General features: G+C 49.8%; 26 protein-coding genes and 1 other RNA gene. 15 read left to right on the forward strand and 12 right to left on the reverse strand.

The window, feature by feature from the left end; genetic code table 11:
- Positions 1 to 52: 52 nt before the first annotated feature.
- Both tyrA and aroF read right to left on the reverse strand, forming a co-directional pair.
- Positions 53 to 1,174, reverse strand: coding sequence for a bifunctional chorismate mutase/prephenate dehydrogenase (gene tyrA / locus U9O48_RS16685; RefSeq protein ID WP_324722810.1), 1,122 nt, complete (start codon positions 1,172 to 1,174; stop codon positions 53 to 55).
- A 10-nt stretch (positions 1,175 to 1,184) separates the two neighbouring features.
- On the reverse strand, positions 1,185 to 2,255 hold the full coding sequence (gene aroF / locus U9O48_RS16690) for a 3-deoxy-7-phosphoheptulonate synthase AroF (protein ID WP_324722811.1): 1,071 nt from the start codon (positions 2,253 to 2,255) through the stop codon (positions 1,185 to 1,187).
- A gap of 212 nt (positions 2,256 to 2,467) precedes the next feature.
- Between aroF and U9O48_RS16695 the strand changes: the two genes are divergently transcribed.
- The 4 genes from U9O48_RS16695 to U9O48_RS16710 all read left to right on the forward strand — a co-directional run bounded on the left by U9O48_RS16695 (position 2,468) and on the right by U9O48_RS16710 (position 5,237).
- Positions 2,468 to 2,842: a DUF2799 domain-containing protein gene (locus U9O48_RS16695; protein WP_282494235.1), complete on the forward strand. Its 375-nt coding sequence runs from the start codon at positions 2,468 to 2,470 to the stop codon at positions 2,840 to 2,842.
- A gap of 234 nt (positions 2,843 to 3,076) precedes the next feature.
- Positions 3,077 to 3,523 (forward strand): YfiR family protein, encoded by a 447-nt coding sequence (locus U9O48_RS16700; RefSeq protein ID WP_324722812.1) that lies wholly within the window; start codon positions 3,077 to 3,079, stop codon positions 3,521 to 3,523.
- The gene (gene dgcN, locus U9O48_RS16705) at positions 3,516 to 4,736 is read left to right on the forward strand and encodes a diguanylate cyclase DgcN (protein ID WP_282494233.1); all 1,221 of its coding nucleotides are present in this window, start codon (positions 3,516 to 3,518) and stop codon (positions 4,734 to 4,736) included. Before U9O48_RS16700 ends, dgcN begins: the two co-directional genes overlap by 8 nt.
- 15 nt (positions 4,737 to 4,751) lie before the next feature.
- On the forward strand, positions 4,752 to 5,237 hold the full coding sequence (locus tag U9O48_RS16710; RefSeq protein ID WP_324722813.1) for an OmpA family protein: 486 nt from the start codon (positions 4,752 to 4,754) through the stop codon (positions 5,235 to 5,237).
- A gap of 4 nt (positions 5,238 to 5,241) precedes the next feature.
- Here U9O48_RS16710 and U9O48_RS16715 read toward each other — a convergent pair whose 3' ends face one another.
- The 7 genes from U9O48_RS16715 to ffh form a co-directional block, all read right to left on the reverse strand.
- A complete protein-coding gene (locus tag U9O48_RS16715; protein ID WP_324722814.1) occupies positions 5,242 to 6,609 on the reverse strand; it encodes a PepSY-associated TM helix domain-containing protein in 1,368 nt (455 codons plus the stop codon).
- Between the two features lie 57 nt (positions 6,610 to 6,666).
- On the reverse strand, positions 6,667 to 7,071 hold the full coding sequence (locus U9O48_RS16720; protein ID WP_324722815.1) for a DUF2946 domain-containing protein: 405 nt from the start codon (positions 7,069 to 7,071) through the stop codon (positions 6,667 to 6,669).
- Between the two features lie 129 nt (positions 7,072 to 7,200).
- Complete coding sequence (gene rplS / locus U9O48_RS16725) at positions 7,201 to 7,548, reverse strand: 50S ribosomal protein L19 (RefSeq protein ID WP_095282974.1); 348 nt, start codon at positions 7,546 to 7,548, stop codon at positions 7,201 to 7,203.
- Between the two features lie 44 nt (positions 7,549 to 7,592).
- Entirely contained in the window at positions 7,593 to 8,360 is a 768-nt protein-coding gene (gene trmD, locus U9O48_RS16730) for a tRNA (guanosine(37)-N1)-methyltransferase TrmD (protein WP_282494229.1), read from the reverse strand.
- A 31-nt stretch (positions 8,361 to 8,391) separates the two neighbouring features.
- Entirely contained in the window at positions 8,392 to 8,931 is a 540-nt protein-coding gene (rimM, locus tag U9O48_RS16735) for a ribosome maturation factor RimM (protein ID WP_100779247.1), read from the reverse strand.
- Positions 8,932 to 8,946: 15 nt separating this feature from the next.
- Complete coding sequence (rpsP, locus tag U9O48_RS16740) at positions 8,947 to 9,195, reverse strand: 30S ribosomal protein S16 (protein ID WP_014171249.1); 249 nt, start codon at positions 9,193 to 9,195, stop codon at positions 8,947 to 8,949.
- A 148-nt stretch (positions 9,196 to 9,343) separates the two neighbouring features.
- Complete coding sequence (ffh, locus tag U9O48_RS16745; protein ID WP_324722817.1) at positions 9,344 to 10,705, reverse strand: signal recognition particle protein; 1,362 nt, start codon at positions 10,703 to 10,705, stop codon at positions 9,344 to 9,346.
- Between the two features lie 166 nt (positions 10,706 to 10,871).
- Here ffh and U9O48_RS16750 point away from each other — a divergent pair, with 166 nt between their 5' ends.
- Both U9O48_RS16750 and U9O48_RS16755 read left to right on the forward strand, forming a co-directional pair.
- A complete protein-coding gene (locus tag U9O48_RS16750) occupies positions 10,872 to 11,663 on the forward strand; it encodes a cytochrome C assembly family protein (RefSeq protein WP_282494228.1) in 792 nt (263 codons plus the stop codon).
- Between the two features lie 18 nt (positions 11,664 to 11,681).
- Positions 11,682 to 12,971: an HlyC/CorC family transporter gene (locus U9O48_RS16755; RefSeq protein ID WP_100779245.1), complete on the forward strand. Its 1,290-nt coding sequence runs from the start codon at positions 11,682 to 11,684 to the stop codon at positions 12,969 to 12,971.
- A 49-nt stretch (positions 12,972 to 13,020) separates the two neighbouring features.
- On the opposite strand, the gene grpE is transcribed toward U9O48_RS16755, so the two are convergent.
- A complete protein-coding gene (grpE, locus tag U9O48_RS16760; RefSeq protein WP_282494227.1) occupies positions 13,021 to 13,614 on the reverse strand; it encodes a nucleotide exchange factor GrpE in 594 nt (197 codons plus the stop codon).
- Positions 13,615 to 13,735: 121 nt separating this feature from the next.
- Between grpE and nadK the strand changes: the two genes are divergently transcribed.
- The 3 genes from nadK to bamE all read left to right on the forward strand — a co-directional run bounded on the left by nadK (position 13,736) and on the right by bamE (position 16,840).
- Positions 13,736 to 14,614 (forward strand): NAD(+) kinase, encoded by an 879-nt coding sequence (nadK, locus tag U9O48_RS16765; protein ID WP_015960089.1) that lies wholly within the window; start codon positions 13,736 to 13,738, stop codon positions 14,612 to 14,614.
- 85 nt (positions 14,615 to 14,699) lie between these two features.
- Positions 14,700 to 16,361: a DNA repair protein RecN gene (gene recN / locus U9O48_RS16770; RefSeq protein ID WP_285144983.1), complete on the forward strand. Its 1,662-nt coding sequence runs from the start codon at positions 14,700 to 14,702 to the stop codon at positions 16,359 to 16,361.
- 137 nt (positions 16,362 to 16,498) lie between these two features.
- Positions 16,499 to 16,840, forward strand: coding sequence for an outer membrane protein assembly factor BamE (gene bamE / locus U9O48_RS16775; protein WP_015960091.1), 342 nt, complete (start codon positions 16,499 to 16,501; stop codon positions 16,838 to 16,840).
- 62 nt (positions 16,841 to 16,902) lie between these two features.
- On the opposite strand, the gene U9O48_RS16780 is transcribed toward bamE, so the two are convergent.
- Both U9O48_RS16780 and U9O48_RS16785 read right to left on the reverse strand, forming a co-directional pair.
- The gene (locus U9O48_RS16780) at positions 16,903 to 17,190 is read right to left on the reverse strand and encodes an RnfH family protein (RefSeq protein ID WP_285144982.1); all 288 of its coding nucleotides are present in this window, start codon (positions 17,188 to 17,190) and stop codon (positions 16,903 to 16,905) included.
- Complete coding sequence (locus tag U9O48_RS16785; RefSeq protein ID WP_282494224.1) at positions 17,180 to 17,617, reverse strand: type II toxin-antitoxin system RatA family toxin; 438 nt, start codon at positions 17,615 to 17,617, stop codon at positions 17,180 to 17,182. The genes U9O48_RS16780 and U9O48_RS16785 overlap by 11 nt, the downstream gene beginning before the upstream one ends.
- 162 nt (positions 17,618 to 17,779) lie before the next feature.
- Between U9O48_RS16785 and smpB the strand changes: the two genes are divergently transcribed.
- The 6 genes from smpB to U9O48_RS16815 all read left to right on the forward strand — a co-directional run bounded on the left by smpB (position 17,780) and on the right by U9O48_RS16815 (position 23,739).
- The gene (gene smpB, locus U9O48_RS16790; protein ID WP_282494223.1) at positions 17,780 to 18,262 is read left to right on the forward strand and encodes an SsrA-binding protein SmpB; all 483 of its coding nucleotides are present in this window, start codon (positions 17,780 to 17,782) and stop codon (positions 18,260 to 18,262) included.
- A 99-nt stretch (positions 18,263 to 18,361) separates the two neighbouring features.
- Positions 18,362 to 18,725, forward strand: a transfer-messenger RNA (tmRNA) gene (gene ssrA / locus U9O48_RS16795).
- A gap of 166 nt (positions 18,726 to 18,891) precedes the next feature.
- Positions 18,892 to 20,121 carry an integrase domain-containing protein gene (locus U9O48_RS16800; RefSeq protein WP_001062342.1) on the forward strand — a complete coding sequence of 410 codons (1,230 nt, stop codon included), beginning with the start codon at positions 18,892 to 18,894 and terminating at the stop codon, positions 20,119 to 20,121.
- A gap of 282 nt (positions 20,122 to 20,403) precedes the next feature.
- Positions 20,404 to 21,960: a recombinase family protein gene (locus tag U9O48_RS16805; protein ID WP_000135615.1), complete on the forward strand. Its 1,557-nt coding sequence runs from the start codon at positions 20,404 to 20,406 to the stop codon at positions 21,958 to 21,960.
- A complete protein-coding gene (locus U9O48_RS16810; RefSeq protein WP_324722822.1) occupies positions 21,950 to 22,846 on the forward strand; it encodes a ParB/RepB/Spo0J family partition protein in 897 nt (298 codons plus the stop codon). Before U9O48_RS16805 ends, U9O48_RS16810 begins: the two co-directional genes overlap by 11 nt.
- A complete protein-coding gene (locus U9O48_RS16815) occupies positions 22,843 to 23,739 on the forward strand; it encodes a ParB/RepB/Spo0J family partition protein (RefSeq protein ID WP_000614783.1) in 897 nt (298 codons plus the stop codon). The genes U9O48_RS16810 and U9O48_RS16815 overlap by 4 nt, the downstream gene beginning before the upstream one ends.
- The last annotated feature ends 614 nt before the right edge of the window (positions 23,740 to 24,353 follow it).

The following is a 24,353-nucleotide window of genomic DNA, read 5'->3' on the forward strand; positions in this document are numbered from 1 at the left end:
CCCAAAATGAAAAAAGCCAGCAGTGCTGGCTTTTAGTATATACATCATCGGATTACTGGCGACTATCGTTCGCCTGGCGTAACAGGGTGCGGCTCTCGCTCTGGAAGCGCTTCGCGTAATCGCCGAACCAGTGCTCAACCTTGCGGAAACTGTCGATAAAGGCCTGTTTATCGCCCTGCTCCAGCAGCGCTATCGCTTCACCAAAGCGCTGGTAGTAGCGTTTGATCAGCGCCAGATTATTCTCTGACGACATAATAATGTCCGCATACAGCTGCGGATCCTGGGCAAACAGACGCCCGACCATCGCCAGCTCCAGGCGATATATCGGCGAGGAGAGCGCCAGCAACTGCTCCAGCTGCACGTTCTCTTCCGCCAGATGCAGGCCGTAAGCGAAGGTCGCAAAGTGGCGCAGCGCCTGAATGAAGGCCATGTTCTGATCGTGTTCTACCGCGCTGATGCGGTGCAGACGTGCGCCCCACACCTGAATCTGTTCCAGGAACCACTGGTATGCTTCCGGCTGACGACCGTCGCAGTAGACCACAACCTGTTTCGCCAGGCTGCCGCTGTCCGGACCGAACATCGGGTGCAAGCCCAGCACCGGTCCGTTATGGGCTGCCAGCATCGCCTGCAGCGGTCCGTTCTTCACGGAGGCCAGATCCACCAGAATACAATCTTCCGGCAGAGGCGGCAGCTTGCCGATAATCTCTTCGGTCACATGAATCGGCACGCTGACGATCACCATGCCTGCATCGTCCATCAGCTCTGGCGCACGCGCCCAGTCTTCTTTTTCAAGAATGCGCACCTGGTAGCCAGAAAGCGTCAGCATCTTCTCAAACAGACGCCCCATCTGACCGCCGCCGCCGACGATCACCACCGGACGCAGCGACGGACAGAGGGTTTTGAAGCCCTTATCGTTTTCGCTGGAGTAGGATTCACGCATCACGCGGCGCAGGACATCTTCAATCAGATCGGGAGAAACGCCCATCGCCTCGGCCTCGTGACGTCGGGATGCCAGCATCGATGCTTCGCGCTCTGGCACGTAAATCGGCAAACCGTATTTACTTTTGACTTCCCCGACTTCAGCAACCAGTGACATCCGGCGCGCCAGCAAATCCAGCAGCGCCTTATCCACCTCATCAATTTGATCGCGTAGTGCGGTCAATTCTGCAACCATAACAAACCTCTTAAGCCAGACGCGTCGCCAGCTGGCCGTTCAAATCTTTGTGGATCTCACGCAGCAGCGCGTCAGTCGCTTCCCAACTGATGCACGCATCCGTAACGGAGACGCCGTGTTTCATGGCGCTGCGCGGCTGTTCGGATGACTGATTACCCTCGTGGATATTACTCTCAATCATCAGACCGATAATCGAACGGTTGCCATCTTTGATTTGCGCGACAACGGATTCCGCTACCGCAGGCTGGCGACGGTAATCTTTATTGGAGTTACCATGGCTGCAATCTACCATCAGAGCCGGGCGCAGTCCCGCCTGTTCCATCTCTTTTTCGCACTGTGCAACATCTGCCGGGCTGTAGTTCGGTGCTTTGCCGCCGCGCAGGATCACGTGACCATCCGGGTTGCCCTGAGTTTGCAGCAGGCAAACCTGGCCGGCCTGGTTGATCCCGACAAAACGGTGCGGCATCGCCGCAGCGCGCATGGCGTTGATCGCCGTTGCCAGACTTCCGTCAGTGCCGTTCTTAAACCCAACCGGCATCGACAGGCCAGAGGCCATCTCGCGGTGAGTCTGTGATTCTGTGGTGCGCGCACCAATCGCAGACCAGCTAAACAGATCGCCCAGGTATTGCGGGCTGTTCGGATCGAGCGCTTCGGTCGCCAGCGGCAGCCCCATGTTCACCAGCTCCACCAGCAGACGACGCGCAATCTTCAGACCGGCTTCCACATCAAACGAGCCATCCATGTGCGGATCGTTAATCAACCCTTTCCAGCCCACGGTGGTACGAGGTTTTTCAAAATAGACGCGCATGACCAGGTAGAGGCTATCGCTGACCTCCTCTGCTAATGCTTTAAATCGACGAGCGTATTCAATCGCGGTTTCAGGATCGTGTATGGAGCAAGGCCCGCACACCACCAGCAGACGCGGATCGCGACCGGCAATGATGTTGGAGATGGTCTGGCGGGAGTGCTCGATCTGCGCTTCCTGTTCAGAGCTCAGCGGGAATTCGTGCTTCAACTGATCGGGCGTGATCAAAACCTGTTCGTCGGTAATATGTACGTTGTTCAGCGCGTCTTTTTGCATGATGGCGATCCTGTAATGCTCGTTTGCGATAGTGGTTTCCTCGATGAGGTGAACACACAATATCACACCAAGTAAAGATTTCAATCCAAAATACGTAAACATTACGTTACAACAAGCACTTTCAGGCAAAAAACATTCGATTAATCCGTAAACTTAAAATTACACAACGATTCTCTCTTGCCAGGCTATGCTCAAGAAAAAGGAGAATGATTATGCGTCCAACGGTTTTCGCCTTGCTGGCACTATTTTTGACAGGCTGTCAGATTAACCCCTACACCTTCCAGCCCACCTGGACGGGCACCAGCTGGTTCACGGCAGGTAAAGAAGATGCCATGAATGGCGTGTCGATCAAAAGTAACGAAACCCTCGCCGATAATTTCAACGATCCTGACGTTGATCGTAACGAATACCTGCGTGGCTATGCCGACGGGCAGAAAAAAATATGCACTGAGGATTTTGTCTACGCCTGGGGAGTATCCGGGAAAGTATTTCCTGCGAGCTGCGATACAGCAGAAAATGCAGACCTGTTACGCAAATCCTGGCAAAAAGGAATGGATGAAGGGATGCGCGGATCACGGCTTAATTAATTTAATAACATAACCATTTCATTTAGTTGCGAATAAGATTTAACTTAAGTCACCAAAAATTCCACATAATGACTGTTCAGGTAAACAATGGTATTCTGCCCGCAATATTTAAGGACATATATTTCCAGAGCGGTATGGCGGATTCTGGTGAGACATTTTTTTACGTTCCCTTTGTGCCACCTCATTCTGGCGCTCATGTTATGCCTTGTCGGCGGACAGACTTTCGCGGCAGCCATGACAGAAAAAGACAAGTCAGTGCGTTCCATCGTTTCTGGCATCGTCAGCTACACCCGTTGGCCGTCGCTTTCTGGCCAGCCTAAGCTCTGCATCTTCTCGTCGTCCCGTTTTACACAGGCGCTCAGCGACAGCGGCTCTGCGGCGTTACCCTACGTTCCGCTGATTGTTCACAATGAGACTGAGGCATTAAATGCCACCTGCGATGCCGTTTATTTTGGAAATGAATCGCCTGCTAATCAACTTCAATTATTCAGGAATTATCAGGGCCGGGCGTTACTATTAATCGCCGAACAAAACCCGGAATGCGTTATTGGCAGTGCTTTCTGCCTGATAATTAATGAAGAAACAGTGAGATTCTCCGTCAATCTGGATGCCCTGTCTCGCAGTGGCGTAAGAGTGAATCCGGATGTGTTAATGCTTGCCCGGAATAAGAAGCATGAATAAGGAACTTTCTACAACGCCACGCCCAACGTTTAAAAGAACGCTGCAGCGTATTAGCATGATTAGCGTGGTTATTACCATGACGCTAATATGGTTATTATTGTGTATTGCTTCGGTTGTGACGCTGAAACAATATGCGCAAAAAAATCTCGAATTAACCAGCGCCACCATGAGCCGCAGCCTGGAAGCGTCGTTAGTCTTTAATGATGCGACTGCCGCCAGCGAAACGCTCGCGACGCTGGGGAAACAGGGCCAGTTTTCCGTCGCCGAGGTGCTCGACGCCCGCCGCAATCAGTTTGCCTATTGGTCGTGGAACCCTGACGAGAATACCGACACGCTGAGCCCCCTGGTCAGCCGCTGGCTGTTCCCTGTCCCGGCAACCCAGCCCGTCATGCATAACGGCAAGGTTATCGGGGAAGTTCGCATCACCGCGCGCGATAGCCTGATCAGCCACTTCATCCTGACCTCATTTGCCGTCCTGACGGGATGTATTCTCTTCGCCGCCTTTGTGGCGTTGACCATCACCCGCTCTTTGCATGACGGGATCGTCACGGCGCTGCAAAACATCACCGACGTGGTGCATGACGTCAAAACGAACCGTAATTTCGCGCGTCGTGTAGAAGACGAGCGCATCGAAGAGTTTCACCGCTTTGGTCTGGACTTCAACAGCCTGCTCGATGAAATGGAAGAGTGGCAGCTCAAACTGCAGGCGCGGAACGCACAGCTGATGCGCACGGCGATGCACGATCCGCTGACCGGGCTGGCTAACCGCGCCGCTTTTCGCAGCAGTATTGCGGCGCTGATGAACGACTCTTCCGCCCAAATGAATTCCGCCCTGTTGTTCCTGGATGGCGACAACTTTAAGCAGATCAACGACACCTGGGGTCACGCGGCGGGCGATTGCGTGCTGATTGAAGTGGCCAGCCGTATGGTGGAGTTTGGCGGGAAACGTTATCAATCTTACCGTCTGGGCGGCGATGAATTTGCCATGATCCTCTACGGCATTCACTCCCCGGAAGACGTTCAGCAGATCTGCACTGCGCTTTCGCAGAAATTCCTTCTGCCCTACGACCTGCACAACGGGCATACGGCAAAAATGTCACTCAGCATTGGATTTGCTCTGGCGTGGGAAAATACCTCCGTTGAGGCATTACTGGAGCAAGCCGACCGCAATATGTATCAGGTGAAACACCAGCGTCCAACATTAATTTCGTAAAAAAAGGAACACGTTATGTTAAGGCGATATCTCGCTCCAGTCTTACTGGCCTCAACGATTCTGGCAGGCTGCCAGGCACCGCCTCAGGGTAAATTCAACGCAGAACAGATCGCGGCGATGAAATCCTACGGTTTTAACGAAATGAACGGCGACTGGTCCCTCGGCCTGTCGGCCAAAATCCTGTTTGGTAAAAACGAATATCAGCTACGACCGGAGAGCGAGCAGCAGATCCAGACCATGGCGACCAGACTAGCCGCAACGGGCCTGGTCCACGCGCGCATGGACGGACATACGGACAACTACGGTGAAGAGAGTTACAACGAATGCCTCTCTTTAAAGCGCGCTAACGTCGTGGCAGATGCCTGGGCGAAAGGGGCCAATATCCCGCGCAGCAACCTCACCACGCAGGGATTAGGTAAAAAGTACCCGGTCGCCAGTAACGCAACCTCACAAGGACGCGCTGAAAACCGCCGCGTTGCGGTAGTCATCAGCACGCCTTAGGCCATTATTTGGTGGATTCAGACAGGGACAGAATCGACTGCGCGCGCCAGCGCAGCCAGTCAATCAGCACGAAAAAGGCCAGACTGAACCCCATCACCGGCATCATCATTCCCAGCATCACGCTGATGAACAGCGTCACTCCTCGCCCGCTGGCGGGGAGTGCGAGCCAGCACTGACAGAGCGTGAGCACCGGATTCCCTGCGGCCTGCGCCGGACGACGCATCCACCACATCCGATATCCCCATGCGATCAACACGCACAGCCCTGCACCGAAGACGATCAGGACCAGCTGATTCACCAGGCCAAACAGGATCCCCATATGGAAATCCACGCCCCAACGCGTGAGCTTTGCCATCAGCGGGAAGTCCGCAAAACGCGTCTGATCGAGGATCTGCATCGAGTGCGGATCAACGGCCACGCCATCGACCTGCGTTGGCCAGCCCCTGTCGATCTCAGTGACGGTCCATGCCTTGTCTGAACTTTTCGCGGGGCGAATTTCGAGCTTGTTCGCATCAATCCCGGCATTTCTCGCCGCGTGCAGGACGTTATCAAACAGCGTCAGATCCATCGCCATTTCAGGCATCATCATCCCGTCGTGATGCCCGCGATGTTCGGCGTGAGGATCAACGTCTGCCGCGGGACCGTGCAGATGAGTGTTCACCTGCGGCGTCAGCCAGTTCATTTGCGTACGCAGCTTATCGACGTTTCCACCCGCCCACTGCGACCAGGTCAGTCCGGTGGCCGAAAACAGCAACATGCCACCCAGCAGCCCCCAGCCGAGCGCGACGTGCAGACGACGGCGATTCTGGAACCTGTTATTGATGCGCCGCTTTGGACGGGTATAAAACCACAACGCAATTCCGCCCAGGGCTGCGATCCACATCCAGGAGGCGGCCAGCTCGCTATACAGCCGCCCAACATCCCCCAGCATCAGCGAGCTGTGCAGATAGTCGATTTTCTGGCGCAGCGGCAAAATCCCGCTGGTCCCGTAGACCGTGATATCGCCGCGAACCTCCAGACTCACCGGATCGATAAAAATCGCCCGGTTTTCCGACGGCCCAAGCATCGGGTCGGCAAACATCACCCGTGTGGTCTCCCCGGCTATCAGCCCCGGGCGGACGGCCTGCAGGCGCAGGTCTTCCCCAATCGCTTTTTCGGCTACCGCAATTTGCTCAGCCAGCGGCTGAGCTTCCCCGACGGTGTCGGTATGAAGCGCATGTTGATACAGCCTATTTTCGAGCTGCGGTGTCGCCACATAGAGCGTCCCCGTCAGCGCAGCGAAAAAAATGAACGGGCCGACAAACAACCCGATATAAAAATGGAGGCGTCGCAGCAGGTTTCCCCATGCGGCGCGTGGCGTAATGGCAGTCATACTTTTCCTTTGTGCAGGCAAAACGTTATCGATACGCAAAAGCGCATTCTTTATGGTTTACAGGGAAAAAGCAGACAGCAGCGGTGGAGCGCGGGTATCAGGATACAACCAGGGGAAAAAGTGCCAGTGACTGACCGCCTGTCGCGGTGGTTTCACACGCTGGCGCAGCAATACCGCGCACATCAGCACAATCAGCGCCAGCATCACGCCCGGCACATGGGCCAGAAGCACACAATAGCCACAGGCTTCGGCGTGATCGAGCGGCATTGAGTGCGACGTCTCACCATGATGCTCTGCCATCGACATCTGGCTCATATCATGGCGCATCCCTGGCATCGCGCTCATGGGATCTTTTTGTAGCGAAATGGAAATTAGAGGTGCCACCACGATCAGCAGGATCGCAAACAGCGCGGTCCATGCCGCTGCGCGTTTCAAGGCTGACTGATGCAGTGCGTTCTTCACTTACCCTCCGCTAGAGAGCGGGTATTGTAAATGATTTATGACGAGAGGGTTAACAAGCGGAGCGGATTTAGATAAAAAAGGGCCGGCCTTGCGGCCAGCCCTTTTAACAGGATGTTGCTTAAGCGAGTCTTAGTTCAGACGCTCTTTGATACGAGCAGACTTACCAGTACGCTCACGCAGGTAGTACAGTTTAGCTTTACGTACAGCACCACGACGTTTGACAGTAATGCTGTCAACTACTGGAGAGTGAGTCTGGAAGACACGCTCAACACCTTCGCCGTTGGAAATTTTACGAACAGTGAATGCAGAGTGCAGACCGCGGTTACGAATAGCGATAACCACGCCCTCGAATGCCTGCAGACGTTTTTTGGAACCTTCAACAACCCATACTTTCACTTCCACGGAATCACCCGGACGGAATGAAGGTACGTCCTGCTTCATCTGCTCTTGTTCAATTTGCTTAATAATGTTGCTCATAATTTAATCTCTTATCCTGGGTAAACTGATATATCGGGAGCGTATTACGCTTGCCCATCATGTTTATGTTGCTGTTGTGCGTGCTCTTTTTTGAACTCCGCCAGCAACCTTACTTGCTCTTCAGTCAGAGCCAGGTTTTCCAGAAGTTCAGGTCTTCTAAGCCAGGTTCGGCCCAGCGACTGCTTCAAACGCCAGCGACGTATCTCGGCATGGTTCCCCGACAGCAATACCGCCGGTACTTCCATCCCTTCTAACACTTCAGGGCGGGTATAGTGTGGGCAGTCCAGCAATCCATCAGCAAAAGAGTCTTCTGTTGCTGAAGCTTCATGGCCCAGTACACCCGGAATAAACCGGGCAACGGAGTCAATCAGCGTCATTGCCGGTAACTCACCACCGCTGAGAACGTAATCGCCGATTGACCATTCTTCATCAATTTCGGTCTGAATTACGCGCTCATCTATCCCTTCATAGCGACCACATACCAGAATCAGTTTCTGATTCGTGGCCAGTTCGCTTACGCCCGCTTGATCAAGCTTGCGTCCCTGAGGTGACAGATAAATCACCTTCGCGCCTTCACCTGCCGCGGCTTTTGCTGTATGGATCGCATCCCGTAAGGGTTGCACCATCATTAACATCCCCGGTCCGCCGCCGTAAGGACGTTCGTCCACGGTACGGTGCCGGTCATGCGTGAAGTCACGAGGACTCCAGCTTTCGATGTTCAGCAGGCCTTTTTTTACTGCCCGGCCAGTTACCCCGTAATCAGTAATCGCGCGGAACATTTCAGGAAACAGGCTAATTATGCCAATCCACATAGCGCCGTCTTTTACCGTTTATCCGGAGAATTTAAAAACCAGGATCCCAATCTACTTCGATAGTTCGCGTAGTGAGATCGACTTTCTTGATAACCTGCCCATCGAGGAACGGAACCAGCCGCTCCTTGATGCCAAATGCATCTTTCAGGTTTGCCTTAATGACGAGAACGTCATTTGACCCGGTTTCCATCATGTCGATGACTTTGCCCAGGCCATAGCCTTCAGTGGTGACCACCTGGCAACCCATAAGGTCTTTCCAGTAGTAATCACCCTCTTCCAGCGAAGGCAGCTGCGATGAATCGACGACAATTTCGCAATTGGTCAGCAGATTCGCCGCATCGCGATCGTCAACGCCTTTCAGCTTGATCACGATATCCTGATTGTGGTGGCGCCAGCTTTCCAGCTCGACCGCTTCCCACTTACCACCTTTCTGGATAAACCAGGGCTGGTAGTTAAAAATGCTTTCAGCGTCTTCAGTGGAGGAAAACACTCTGAGCCAACCACGGATACCGTAGCAAGAACCCATTTTTCCCAATACGATCGGTTCAACAGGTGCTTTATTGCTCATCATGACCACCGTGACAGATTAAGCTGCTTTGTTTGCTGCTTTGATAAGCGTAGCAACGCGATCGGAAACAGTAGCGCCCTGGCCAACCCAGTGAGCGATACGATCCAGATCCAGACGGGTTTCTTCTTCAGAACCGCTAGCGATCGGGTTGAAGAAACCAACGCGCTCAATGAAGCGACCGTTGCGTGCATTACGGCTGTCAGTCACAACAACCTGGTAGAACGGACGCTTTTTTGCGCCGTGACGTGCTAAACGAATAGTTACCATAACATCCTCTTGTGTGAATAAAACACAGGGCCCCATCGAGGAACGGAGCCCAGTGTCATATTAAAAGCCCGAAAATTTTACTGATTTCTGGGGAAAATGCAATCAACAGTTACTCAGTCTGCTGTAAATGGCAGGCAAGCCAGGCCAATCAGCGGCCCGGGAAGCCTGGGGGCATCATGCCCTTCATGCCACGCATCATTTTCGCCATTCCGCCCTTCTTCATTTTCTTCATCATGCGCTGCATGTCGTCGAACTGTTTCAGAAGGCGGTTAACATCCTGCACCTGCATGCCGCAACCGGCGGCGATGCGGCGTTTGCGCGACCCTTTGATGATTTCAGGCTTCGCACGTTCTTTCAGCGTCATCGAGTTGATGATCGCCTCCATACGCACCAGCACTTTGTCATCCATCTGCGCTTTCACGTTATCAGGGATCTGGCCCATGCCCGGCAGTTTGCCCATGAGGCTTGCCATGCCGCCCATGTTTTTCATCTGGCGGAGCTGCTCGAGGAAGTCGGTCAGATCGAAACCGTCGCCTTTTTTCAGCTTGCTAGCCAGCTTCTCAGCCTGCGCGCGGTCAACCTTGCTTTCGATATCTTCGATCAGCGACAGCACATCGCCCATGCCGAGAATACGGGAGGCGATACGGTCCGGGTGGAACGGCTCCAGCGCTTCGGTTTTCTCGCCGACACCGAGGAACTTAATCGGCTTACCGGTGATATGACGAATTGAGAGCGCCGCACCGCCGCGGGCGTCACCGTCCACTTTGGTCAGCACAACACCGGTTAACGGCAGCGCTTCGTTAAACGCTTTCGAGGTATTCGCCGCATCCTGACCGGTCATCGCATCGACAACAAACAGGGTTTCAACCGGATTAATCGCGGCGTGAACCTGTTTGATCTCGTCCATCATCGCTTCGTCGACGTGCAGACGACCGGCGGTATCCACCAGCAGCACGTCGTAGAATTTCAGCTTCGCTTCTTTCAGCGCTGCATTGACGATATCTACTGGCTTCTGGGCAACGTCGGATGGGAAGAAGTCCACGCCGACCTGCTCTGCCAGGGTTTCAAGCTGTTTGATCGCCGCCGGGCGATAGACGTCGGCAGAGACCACCAGCACTTTTTTCTTGTGCTTTTCGCGCAGGAACTTACCCAGCTTACCGACGCTGGTGGTTTTACCCGCACCCTGCAAACCGGCCATCAACACCACCGCAGGTGGCTGCGCGGCCAGGTTCAGGACCTGGTTCTCTTCGCCCATTGCCGCAACCAGTTCGTTGCGAACAATTTTGACGAACTCCTGACCCGGGGTCAGGCTCTTGTTCACTTCATGACCAACCGCTTTCTCTTTTACGCGGCTGATGAACTCGCGCACAACGGGCAGCGCCACGTCGGCTTCGAGCAACGCCATGCGCACTTCGCGCAGCGTTTCTTTCACATTGTCTTCGGTAAGGCGCCCACGGCCGCTGATGTTGCGCAGCGAGCGCGACAAACGATCGGTTAAATTATCAAACATTGTCTCTCGCCTGAGGTAGAAACGTTAGGTCGCGACAGCGACACGTACATAGAATTTTGCCGGAGTATAACATGAAGGCGTCTTTGTTGTTATGCAACGGTTGGAGCGCGCGTCACGTAACGTTATACTGCTTATCTTTCTTATTAAGACAACTGTCGACGCCTATATGCCTGTTTTCGCACTGATCGCCCTTGTTGCCTACTCTTGCAGCCTTGCGCTGATTATTCCTGGCCTGCTGCAAAAAAACAGCGGCTGGCGGCGCATGGCTATTTTGTCGGCAGTGATCGCCCTGGTCAGCCATGCGTTTGCGCTGGAATCGCGCATTATTCCGGGCGACGGCAGCGTACAAAACCTGAGCGTTCTCAACGTTGGCTCGCTGGTCAGTCTGATGATCTGTACGGTGATGACCATTGTCGCCTCCAAGAATCGCGGCTGGCTGTTACTGCCGATTGTCTACGCCTTCGCGCTGATCAACCTGGCGTTCGCCACCTTCGTTCCCAATGAATTCATCACCCACCTGGAAACCACACCGGGCATGATGGTGCACATCGGTCTGTCGCTCTTCTCTTACGCGACGCTGATCATTGCGGCGCTCTACGCGATGCAACTGGCGTGGATCGACTACCAGCTGAAAAACAAAAAACTGGTTTTCAACCAGGAAATGCCGCCGCTGATGGTCATTGAGCGTAAGATGTTCCACATCACGCAGATCGGTGTGGTGCTACTGACGCTGACGTTGTGTACGGGTCTGTTTTATATGCAAAATCTGTTCAGCATTGAGAATATCGATAAAGCGGTGCTCTCCATCATTGCGTGGTTTGTCTATATTGTCCTGTTATGGGGCCATTATCATCAGGGCTGGCGCGGTCGTCGCGTCGTCTGGTTTAACGTAGCGGGCGCTGGCATCCTGACGCTGGCCTATTTTGGCAGTCGCGTCATACAGCAGTTCGTCGGCTAAGCAACAAAGGAGTTCCCCCTGGAACACATCTCCACCACCACGCTGATCGTTACGCTGATCGTCATGGTGGTTATCTCCGCCTATTTCTCAGGTTCGGAAACCGGCATGATGACCCTCAACCGCTACCGGTTACGTCATCGCGCTAAACAGGGCAACCGTGCCGCCCGACGCGTCGAAAAGCTGCTGCGTAAACCCGATCGCCTGATTAGCCTGGTGCTGATCGGCAACAACCTGGTCAATATTCTCGCCTCTGCGCTCGGTACCATCGTCGGGATGCGTCTTTACGGCAACGCGGGTGTCGCCATTGCCACCGGCGTTCTGACCTTCGTCGTCTTAGTGTTTGCGGAAGTCCTGCCAAAAACCATTGCCGCACTTTATCCCGAGAAAGTCGCCTATCCGAGCAGCTTCCTGCTGGGACCGCTGCTGATCCTGATGATGCCCCTGGTGTGGCTACTGAACATGGTCACGCGCCTGCTGATGCGCATGGTCGGCATTAAAGCCGACGTGGTGATCAGCAGCGCGCTGAGCAAAGACGAACTGCGCACCATCGTACACGAATCCCGCTCGCAGATTTCTCGCCGCAATCAGGACATGCTCCTGTCGGTGCTGGATCTCGAAAAAGTGAGCGTTGACGACATCATGGTGCCGCGCAATGAAATCGTCGGGATTGATATCAACGACGACTGGAAAGCCATCGTCCGCCAGCTGACCCACTCCCCCCATGGCCGCATCGTGCTTTATCGTGACTCACTCGACGACGCCATCAGCATGCTGCGCGTGCGCGAAGCTTATCGCCTGATGACGGAGAAAAAAGAGTTCACTAAAGAGGTGATGCTCCGCGCGGCTGATGAGCTTTACATCATTCCCGAAGGCACACCGCTGAGTACCCAGCTGGTTAAATTCCAGCGCAATAAAAAGAAAGTCGGCCTGGTGGTCAACGAGTATGGCGATATTCAGGGGCTGGTAACGGTCGAAGATATTCTGGAAGAGATTGTCGGTGATTTTACGACGTCGATGTCGCCATCGCTTGCCGAAGAGGTCACGCCGCAAAACGACGGTTCGGTGCTGATCGACGGAAGCGCCAACGTGCGTGAGCTCAACAAAGCCTTCAACTGGCACCTGCCGGAAGACGACGCTCGCACGATTAACGGTATGATTCTGGAAGCACTGGAAGAGATCCCGGCGTCCGGCACCCGTGTGCGCATCAGCCAGTACGATATAGATATCCTGGACGTGCAGGACAATATGATCAAACAGGTGAAAGTTATCCCGGTCAAACCGCTGCGGGATAGCGTGGCCGAACGGTAATGTTGTAGGCCGGGTAAGCGCAGGTGCCACCCGGCACTACAGAGGCAAATTACGCCTTCGCTTTCGCGACAGTCACCATCGCGGCACGGATCGTACGACCGTTCAGCGTGTAACCTTTCTGCATCACAGCCAGCACATTGCCTGCCGTCACCTCTTCAGATTCCACCATCGCAATCGCCTGGTGAACGTTAGGGTCCAGCGCCACGTTGGTATCGGCAACCACTTCCACACCGAACTTACGCACCACATCGAGCATGGATTTCAGCGTCAGCTCAAGGCCTTCGACCATCGCCGCCATGTCCGGATTGGCTTTATCAGCCACTTCCAGCGCACGATCCAGGCTATCAATCACCGGCAGCAGCTCGTTGACGAATTTCTCCAGCGCGAACTTATGCGCCTTCTCCACGTCAAGCTCAGTACGGCGACGCAGGTTTTCCATCTCCGCTTTGATACGCAGCACGCTTTCGCGCTCGCGATTCTGGGCTTCAGTTAACTGAGCTTCCAGATTCGCAATTTTTTCATCGCGCGGATCCACCTGCTCAGCAGAAGCATCCGGCTCTACAGCCTCAACTTCTTCGTGCTGTTCCATGATAATTTCTTCCGGGGCTTGCCCCTCAGGCGTTTTCTGTTCTTTACTACTCATGAATTTCTCCGCGTTTTTCTGCATTCATCTCGCTAACTTCGCTTATTATGGGGATCAGTTTCCGGGATTCAAGGGAACAAAGCATATTGTCACCATCATTCGGCACAAGGACCTCCAGAAAATGAATAATCATTTCAAGTGTATTGGGATTGTCGGACATCCACGTCACCCTACCGCGCTGACGACACATGAAATGTTGTATCGCTGGCTGTGCGCGAAAGGTTACGAAGTGATGGTGGAGCAGCAAATTGCGCAGGAACTGCAGCTTAAAAATGTGAAGACCGGTACGCTGGCGGAGATCGGCCAGCAGGCGGATCTCGCCGTCGTGGTCGGCGGTGACGGTAACATGCTCGGCGCGGCCCGCACGCTGGCGCGCTATGACATCAAAGTCATCGGCATCAACCGCGGCAACCTGGGCTTTCTGACCGACCTCGACCCCGACAACGCCCATCAACAGCTGGCCGATGTCCTGGATGGTCATTACATCAGCGAAAAACGCTTTCTGCTCGAAGCGCAGGTTTGCCAGCAGGACTGCCAAAAACGGATCAGCACGGCCATCAATGAAGTGGTTCTGCACCCGGGCAAAGTCGCGCATATGATTGAGTTCGAAGTCTATATCGACGAAGTCTTTGCCTTCTCTCAGCGCTCAGATGGGCTGATTATCTCCACGCCTACCGGCTCTACCGCCTATTCCCTTTCCGCTGGCGGACCGATTCTCACGCCTTCGCTGGATGCCATCACCCTGGTACCAATGTTCCCGCACACCCTTTCGGCTCGCCCGCTGGTCATTAACAGCAGCAGCACCATTCGTCTGCGTTTCTCACACCGCCGCAACGACCTCGAAATCAGCTGCGACAGCCAGATTGCCCTACCGATTCAGGAGGGAGAAGATGTCCTGATCCGGCGTTGCGATTACCACCTGAATCTGATTCACCCGAAAGACTACAGCTATTTCAACACATTAAGCTCAAAGCTTGGCTGGTCAAAAAAATTGTTCTAAATTTGCATCCAGCACTTTACTGTATATAAAACCAGTTTATACTGTATGAAAATACAGTTATGGTTTTTCATACAGGAAAACAATTATGCTGGCACAACTGACCATCAGCAACTTCGCCATTGTTCGTGAGCTTGAGATCGACTTTCAGAGTGGAATGACGGCCATTACCGGTGAAACCGGTGCAGGTAAATCTATTGCCATTGATGCGCTCGGGTTGTGTCTCGGCGGCCGCGCAGAAGGCGACATCGTGCGTACGGGCGCTAACCGCGCCGATCTCTGCGCACGCTTTTCCTTAAAAGATACTCCTGCCGCGCTGCGCTGGCTCGAAGTGAATCAACTCGAGGATGGACGTGAGTGTTTACTTCGCCGCGTCATCAGCAGCGATGGGCGTTCCCGCGGTTTTATCAACGGCACAGCGGTTCCCCTCTCTCAGCTCCGCGAGCTGGGCCAGCTTCTGATTCAAATCCATGGCCAGCACGCACACCAGCAGCTCATTAAACCTGAACAACAAAAAGCCCTGCTTGATGGCTATGCCGGTGAGTACGCGCTCACTCAGCTGATGGCCGAGCACTATCGCCAGTGGCACCAGAGCTGCCGCGAACTGGCACTGCATCAGCAGCAAAGCCAGGAACGCGCCGCGCGCGCTGAGCTGTTGAACTACCAGCTGAAAGAGCTTAATGAATTTAACCCACAGCCGGGCGAATTTGAGCAGATTGACGAAGAGTACAAACGACTAGCGAATAGCGGCCATCTCATTTCGACCAGCCAACAGGCGCTGAATCTGCTGGCTGATGGCGAAGATATCAACCTGCAAAGCCAGCTCTACACCGTGCGCCAGCAGGTCACTGAACTGGTCAGTCTCGACAGCAAACTGTCCAGCGTACTCGATATGCTGGAAGAAGCGGCGATTCAGATTTCCGAAGCGGGTGAAGAGTTGCGGCATTACTGCGAACGCCTGGACCTCGATCCGAATCGTCTGTTTGAGCTGGAGCAACGTATCTCCCGTCAGATCTCACTCGCGCGTAAGCACTACGTCACGCCGGAAGAGTTGCCGAACTATCACCAGTCACTGTTGGATGAACAGCAACAGCTCGACGATCAGGCCGACTCGCTGGAAACGCTCTCTCTGGCGGTGAATGTTCACCATCAGCAGGCGCTGGCTACGGCGAAGCAGCTTCACGAAGTGCGTCAGCACTATGCGCAGGAACTGGGCCAGCACATCACCGAGAGTATGCATGCGCTGTCGATGCCGCACGGCGTCTTTACCATTGACGTCAAATTTGAAGTCAATCATCTGACAGCAGAAGGCGCGGACCGCATTGAGTTTCGCGTGACCACCAACCCCGGCCAGCCGTTACAGGCCATTTCCAAAGTCGCTTCGGGTGGTGAACTGTCGCGTATCGCCCTGGCGATTCAGGTGATCACCGCGCGTAAAATGGAAACTCCGGCTCTGATTTTCGATGAAGTGGACGTGGGGATTAGCGGCCCGACCGCTGCCGTCGTTGGCAAACTGTTACGTCAGTTGGGCGAGTCAACTCAGGTCATGTGCGTGACTCACCTGCCGCAGGTGGCGGGTTGTGGGCATCATCATTTCTATGTCTGCAAAGAAACCGATGGTGAAATGACGGAAACCCACATGCACCCGCTGGATAAAAAGGCGCGCCTGCAAGAGCTGGCGCGGCTGCTCGGCGGCAGCGAAGTGACGCGCAACACGCTGGCGAATGCGAAAGAACTGCTGGCCGCATAAACTTTTTCGGGATCTCAGGGTCATACAGAACAACAAAAACGCCGTCAGACCGGTTTCAAAGTGGGGCAAGGTCTATTATCATCGGCATATAACATATGAGCCGCGTATTGCTCGGGCCCGAAAAGGAATCAAATCACATGCGCTGTAAAACGCTGACCGCTGTCGCAGCGGTTCTTCTGATGTTGACCGCAGGTTGTTCCACTCTGGAGCGAGTGGTTTACCGTCCTGACATCAACCAGGGGAACTACCTCACACCTAACGATGTGTCTAAAGTTCGTGTCGGCATGACACAACAGCAGGTCGCTTATGCACTGGGAACCCCGATGATGTCCGATCCGTTCGGCACCAACACCTGGTTCTATGTTTTCCGCCAGCAGCCTGGCCATGAAGGCGTGACTCAGCAGACGCTGACCCTGACCTTCAACAGCAGCGGTGTGTTAACTAACATCGATAACAAACCGGCGCTCACCAAAGAGTAAGGTTTCAGAAATGCAAAAAGGTGCTCAGTGAGCACCTTTTTTGTTTCTTACGCTGTTTCGTACTACTTCCCAGCTTTCTCCGCGCGCTGACGGCGCAGTTCTTTAGGATCGGCAATCAGCGGACGATAAATCTCAACGCGATCGCCATCGTTCAATACATCCGTCAATTTTACCGGACGGCTGTAGATCCCCACTTTATTCTTGCTCAGATCGATATCGCTGCGCAGTTCCAGCAAGCCAGAGGCGCGAATCGCTTCTTCAACGGTGGCACCTTCTTCCAGCTTCACGCGCTGCAGATACTGCTTCTCCGGCAGTGCATACGCCACTTCCACCGCTATTTTAGGCGACACTGTAAACCTCTTTGGCGCGGACCGTGAACGCCTGGACCATGTTCGAGGCCAGCTCTTTAAAGATGCGGCCAAATGCCAGTTCGATCAGCTTATTAGTGAACTCAAAGTCCAGATGGAACTCGATGCGGCAGGCATCTGCGCTCAGTGGCGTAAACTTCCAGCCCCCCATCAGCTTTTTGAATGGGCCGTCCACCAGATGCATCAAAATGCTTTGATTATCGGTCAGCGTATTTCGGGTGGTAAACGTCTTACTGATCCCTGCTTTAGACACGTCCACCGCAGCAGTCATCTGCGTCGGGCCAGCGTCCAGCACCCGACTACCGGTACATCCCGGAATAAACTGCGGATAGGACTGAACGTCATTCACTAACTGGTACATTTGTTCCACACTGTAGGGGACAAGCGCAGTACGACTAATCTGAGGCATAGCATTTTCCATGGTCACACAACGGACAAATAATAACATTTATCCCCTGTTAAAAAAACGCTAAGGCTTATCTCGTGCTAAGATAGCGCGTTGGACCTCACAGGACGCAATCGCAATGAGGTTACTTTTTGAACTCAGATTACCTATGGCTTCACGACACTTATGACGAAGAAAAAAGCACATAAACCTGGCTCGGCAACCATTGCGCTGAACAAGCGTGCCCGCCATGAGTATTTCATTGAAGAAGAATTCGAAGCTGGCCTTGCGTTGCAGGGCTGGGAAGTCAAATCCCTGCGTGCAGGGAAAGCCAACATCAGCGACAGCTATGTGATCATGATTGATGGCGAAGCCTTCCTGTTTGGTGCGAACTTTACGCCGCTGGCCGTCGCCTCTTCGCACTATGTTTGCGACCCAACGCGCACGCGTAAACTGCTGCTGAACCAGCGCGAACTGGCTTCACTCTTTGGCCGCATCAACCGCGAAGGCTACACCGTCGTCGCCCTGTCTCTGTACTGGAAGAACGCCTGGTGCAAAGTGAAAATTGGCGTAGCAAAAGGTAAGAAACAGCACGACAAACGTGACGACGTGAAAGACCGTGAATGGCAGGTCGATAAAGCGCGTATCATGAAGCACGCAGGCCGTTAATTTCTGCCTGAATTTTGTACTTTTCAAAGTGATTTAAGAACTTATCGTTCCACGCTGGCATCACCGATGCCAGTTCTGGTATACTGAGTTCAACACATTGGGGCTGATTCTGGATTCGACGGGATTTGCGAAACCCAAGGTGCATGCCGAGGGGCGGTTTGCCTCGTAAAAAGCCGCAAAAAAATAGTCGCAAACGACGAAAACTACGCTTTAGCAGCTTAATAACCTGCTAAGAGCCCTCTCTCCCTAGCTTCCGCTCTTAAGACGGGGATCAAAGAGAGGTCAAACCCAAAAGAGATCGCACGGATGTCCTGCCTGGGGCTGAAGTGTTAAAACTAATCAGGCTAGTCTGGTAGTGGCGTGTCAATCCGCAGGTGCCAGGCGAATGTAAAGACTGACTAAGCATGTAGTACCGAGGATGTAGGAATTTCGGACGGGGGTTCAAATCCCCCCAGCTCCACCAAATATTGATGTACTGAAGTTCAGTAAAGTCTACTAAGCCCGCACAGCACAAGCTCTGCGGGCTTTTTTACGTCTATTGTAGTCTAGTGAGAATTGCTGAGAACTACGAGTTATGGCACCCTGAATGGGACCCACGAAGATGGGTCCTAAAATCGAGGGTCCCAAACATGGCCAAAATCGCTAAGAAGCTCACTGACACTGAAATCAAAAGCACCAAACCTGCCGAAAAAGAGGTTAACCTTTTTGACGGCGATGGTTTGCTGTTGCGAATCGCTCCCCTGGCGAAGGGAGGGAAGAAAAATTGGTATTTCAGATATGCAGTGCCTGTGACCAAAAAGCGAACTAAGGTGAGCTTAGGAACCTATCCTCACCTTACACTTGCGAAGGCACGAGCTTTACGTGATGAATACTTGTCGTTGCTTACAAATGGTATAGACCCCCAAGTTCATAACAACCAAAAAGCCAATGCACTGAAAGATGCCACGGAACATACATTTCAAGCAGTAGCCAAGAAGTGGCTTGATGAGAAAGTCAAAACGTCAGGCATCTCCCAAGATCATGCTAACGACATCTGGCGAAGCCTAGAGAGAAATATCTTTTCCACATTGGGTGATACCCCAATTAAGGAGATTCGCCCTAAAATGCTTAAACAGCATTTAGAACCCATAGAAAAACGAGGTGTCCTTGAAACACTTCGCCGCATCATATCCCGCCTGAATGAAATTTTCCGCTATGCAGCAACAGAAGAACTCATAGAATTCAACCCGGCAGACAACCTGGGGCAACGGTTCAGCAAGCCAAAAAAACAGAATATGCCAGCATTACCCCCTTCCGAACTCCCTCGCTTCTTGGTTGCTCTAAACAATGCTTCTATCCGTTTGGAAACAAGGCTACTGATTGAGTGGCAACTTCTCACATGGGTTCGCCCAGGTGAAGCTGTTCGCACAAGATGGTCAGATATTGATATTGAAACTGGCATGTGGAACATCCCGGCGGAGTTTATGAAAATGAAGAAGCCTCACAAAGTTCCACTGAGCAAAGAAGCTTTGCGAGTTTTGGATTTAATGAAAGTCATCAGCGGGCATAGAGAGTGGGTGTTCCCCAGTATCAAAGCTCCACTCAATCACATGCATGAACAAACAGCTAATGCGGCCATAATCCGTATGGGTTTCGGAGGTGAGCTTGTAGCTCACGGTATGCGATCCATTGCTAGAACGGCTGCTGAGGAGTCTGGCAAGTTTAGGACTGATGTCTTAGAAGCCGCCCTTGCCCACTCGAAGAAAGATGAAATAATTGCAGCCTACAATCGTGCAGAGTATCTCACTGAACGGGTGGTTCTCATGCAATGGTGGAGTGACTATGTTTCGTCTCAAAAATGCAAAGTTATTGCCGCATAACTCTCCCATGATGGATTAACTATCTTGATTTAGTTAAAGAATTAATAATCACACCATTAACCTATGTGGACTAAGCATAGCCATTTACAAATGGGGACATTGAGTCCACATAACGAAAGCTGTCGGTCATATCAGCTAAATAATTCACATCTCTTCTCGATTATCATACACCTCGAAGATCTACCAAATTCGCTCTAATCAATGATAAAACAGTTGAATTCGGTTAAAATTTGATCAATTTTATCCTCTACATTGTATTGAATCATCCATGAGGTTTCGTGCATGGCTAGCGAAAATGACAAAAATCATAGAGTTAGGGTCGCGCAGTACTTGAGGATGTCTACCGACCATCAGCAATATTCTTTACATAATCAGTCCGAATATATCAAAGATTATGCTGAAAAGAACAATATGGAAATCGCTTATACCTACGATGATGCAGGTAAGAGCGGAGTCAGTATCGTAGGCAGGCATTCTTTGCAGCAGTTACTTAGCGATGTAGAACAAAAGAAAATAGATATACAGGCTGTATTATTTTATGATGTGAGCCGTTTTGGTCGTTTTCAAAATAGTGATGAAGCGGCATATTATTCCTTTCTATTTGAGAGAAATGGTGTAGATCTTATATATTGTTCCGAACCTATACCCACTAAAGATTTCCCTTTAGAGTCCTCTGTTATACTGAATATAAAAAGATCTAGTGCTGCATATCACAGCAGGAATTTATCTGAAAAGGTATTTATAGGGCAAGTAAATTTAATAAAGCTTGGTTATCATCAAGGCGGTATGGCTGGTTATGGGCTGAGACGTCTTTTAGTAGACGAAAATGGCATAGCTAAAGAAATATTGAGTTTCCGCAAAAGAAAGAGTATTCAAACAGATAGGGTAATATTAATTCCGGGACCAAAAAATGAAATAAAAATTGTAAATAGAATATATGATCTCTTTATAGATAATAACGTCCCAGAATTCATTATTGCTGAGAGATTAAATGAACAGAACATACCTGCAGAAAATGGAACATTATGGACTCGTGCAAAAATACATCAAATTTTGACAAATGAAAAATATATTGGAAACAACATATATAACAAAACCTCATCTAAATTAAAAAGTAGGCTTGTAAAAAACCCCAAACATGAATGGGTTAGATGTGACAAGGCATATAAACCTATTATTTCAAAGAAAAAATACAATAAAGCTCAAGAAATAATTCAGCTCCGATCCATTCATTTGACTAATGAAGATCTATTAGAAAAACTAAAACAAAAATTAGAATCTAATGGAAAACTATCAGGCTTTATCATTGATGAAGATGATACAGGCCCTTCATCTTCTGTTTATAGAACCCGATTTGGTGGTCTTTTAAGAGCATATACTTTGATTGGTTATAAGCCAGAACATGATTACAGCTATCTCAAAATAAATGAAGCACTAAGATCATTTTACTCAGAGATAATTGAGGATTTTAAGGGTGAAATTTTAAAAAGTAACTGTCATATAGACGAGTATAAATATGCCCCAATGCTTTACATCAATGATGAGTTTTTAATTTCCGTCCTTGTTACTAAATGCATACATATGAAATCAGGTAAACTTAGATGGAAAGTCCGGTTTGATAACTCACAGAAAGCAGACATAACAATTGTTATACGAATGAATTCACAAAATATTTCACCTCTTGATTTTTATATCATACCAAAGATTGAAAACGAATATAATAAAATGTGCATGACGGAAACAAACAACATTCGATTAGATCTCTATAGATTTGATAATCTTGATAAACTTCTACAAATTATTACTCGCATGAAAGTGAGGGAACTATATGCTGCCTGAAAAAAATGAATTCCCAATAATTCAAATTGAGATTGCAAAAATAAAATTTCTTAACCCACGAACAAGAAATAAGGTAGTGCATGAAGAAATAAAGGAAAGCATAAAAAAAAGAGGATTAAGCAAGCCTATAAGCGTAAGAGCTACTGATGAAGGCGATTTCAAATATGCTTTAATTTGTGGTCAAGGGAGAATAGAGGCTCTCGTTGCATTAGGTGAAACTATTATTCCAGCAATTATAAGAGATGTATCAGAAGAAGATGCTTACGTTATGAGTTTAGTTGAAAACATTGCAAGGAGAAGACCACGTTCTAATGAGTTATTACAGGTGATTAAAGACATGAAAATCAGAGGACTTTCAGACTCCGAAATAAGTGAGATTACTGGATATTCATCGAACTGGGTGAGCAGTATTAATATGCTACTTGATAAGGGAGAGCATAAACTTCTCTCAGCAGTCGAACGGGGTAATTTGCCTCTGTATCTCGCAGTGCAATTTGCAAGATGTGAAACTGAGGAAGCACAAGATATTCTTACCGAAGCATATGATAAAAAATTAATAAAAAGTCGGGACATTATAAAGATAAAACACATTCTAAATCAAAGAACAGTTGGGAATAAAGGTGCAAAAGCAGCCGGATTTTATTATCACAAACCATCAAAAAGGATGACTGCAGAGGAGTTGATTGAGCTTTATGAAAATAGTATCGCTGAACATAAATCTGTTTATAACAACTCAAAATTCATAAAAACCAACCTACTAATAGTAAATGAGATTTTTAACATCATAATGATGAATAAAAGCTTTCAACATATACTTGAACAAGAGAATCTTTCAGAACTACCATCTCAGATATTAACCCCAGTAAACAAAGAGGTATTAAAATGATTCAGATACGTTTTGGCGATAATTTTATTTACCTGGAAACTAATAAGTTAATTCCATCTAAGGAATTATTAGAAAACGTAAAGCGAAGCCATAAATATCATCAAATAGTTACCTCTATCGAAAGCTTAGGTATTATTGAACCAATAATAGTATTCTATGACAAAGATAAAGATGTCACTAAGATACTTGATGGCCATTTAAGGGTTGAGGCTTTAAAAGACTTAGGTATAGAAAAAGCTCCATGTATACTTTCGAGCATAGATGATGCTTTCACTCCTAACAAACAAGTGAATCATATAAATGTAGTTGAAGAACATAGAATGATAATTAAGTCTCTGGCAAAAGTATCAATTGAAAAACTTAGTGCTGCTTTGGGCATATCTGTTGATGCCATAAAAGATAAAGCGAATGTGATGAACGGCATAGATCCAAGTGTAATTGCGAAACTTTCTGATAAACCTATACCTAAGGCTACATTTGACGTTTTGAGGAAAATGAAGCCAATTCGCCAAATTGAAGCAGTCGGTACAATGATTAATTTTGATAATTATAGTAAAAAATTTGCAATGAGCATCTTGGATGCAACACCGGCATCGATGATAGTAAATAAAGGGAAAAACACTCCCTATAAAAAGGACATAAAAAAAACCATACTTCGTCTGGAACAAGAAATGGCAACAACTTCGGAAGAAACGAAAAAGCTTCAAACCGAGTATGGTTCAGATATGTTGAAATTCGTTATAATCCAGTCATATATTAATAAATTACTTGGCAATTCTAAAGTTCTTCATTGGTTCTTAGAAAACGAGGTTGATTATCTTAATGAGTTAAAAAGAATTTCTAGAATAAATTCTTTGGATGATAAGACTCTTACTGAAAACAGCAAGTCATAGTCATGGTTTTATATAGCCTAAATAAACCAAGAAGTATACTTACACAACGACCTTCACGCCGAAGAAGCTGTCAGATACGCCAGCAACCAAAGCATTACGTTTAAGTGTCAGTCATTGATACGAAGGGATAACTGCGTATCAGCAGCCGGACATTGAGTCGAATAAAGGCTGGTAGAGAGGGACAGTTCTGTGTCACCGGGAGATTCGTCAGAAACATCAGCGGCAGAACAGATGAACCAGCAATTGGTAGTGCACAGAAAACTCTCCAGTATTTAATTATTCAACTTAACACTAAAAAAAATCACATATTTAATATCATAATTTTTCTTTGGTCTACGTATGCGAGAGATATTGTGGCTTTAACCGGGTATTAGGAGTCGTTTCAGATAAAAGATGTTCTTCGATTCGACTGGACTTGGTAATAGCAATAAGTAATCGTTAATATTGAAGGACGAAAGGCTACTTCAAAACAAAGTAACCTTTCCAATATTCCCATCTATGGGACAAGTGGTACATTAACTGCACATAGTGCAGGATACATATGACATAAAACTTTTTATTTATGGCATACATTATAAATAACTTGTATTTTATGAATGTCAATAGGTTCTTGT

The organism is Lelliottia sp. JS-SCA-14 (assembly GCF_035593345.1).
GTDB classification, from domain to species: domain Bacteria; phylum Pseudomonadota; class Gammaproteobacteria; order Enterobacterales; family Enterobacteriaceae; genus Enterobacter; species Enterobacter wanjuensis.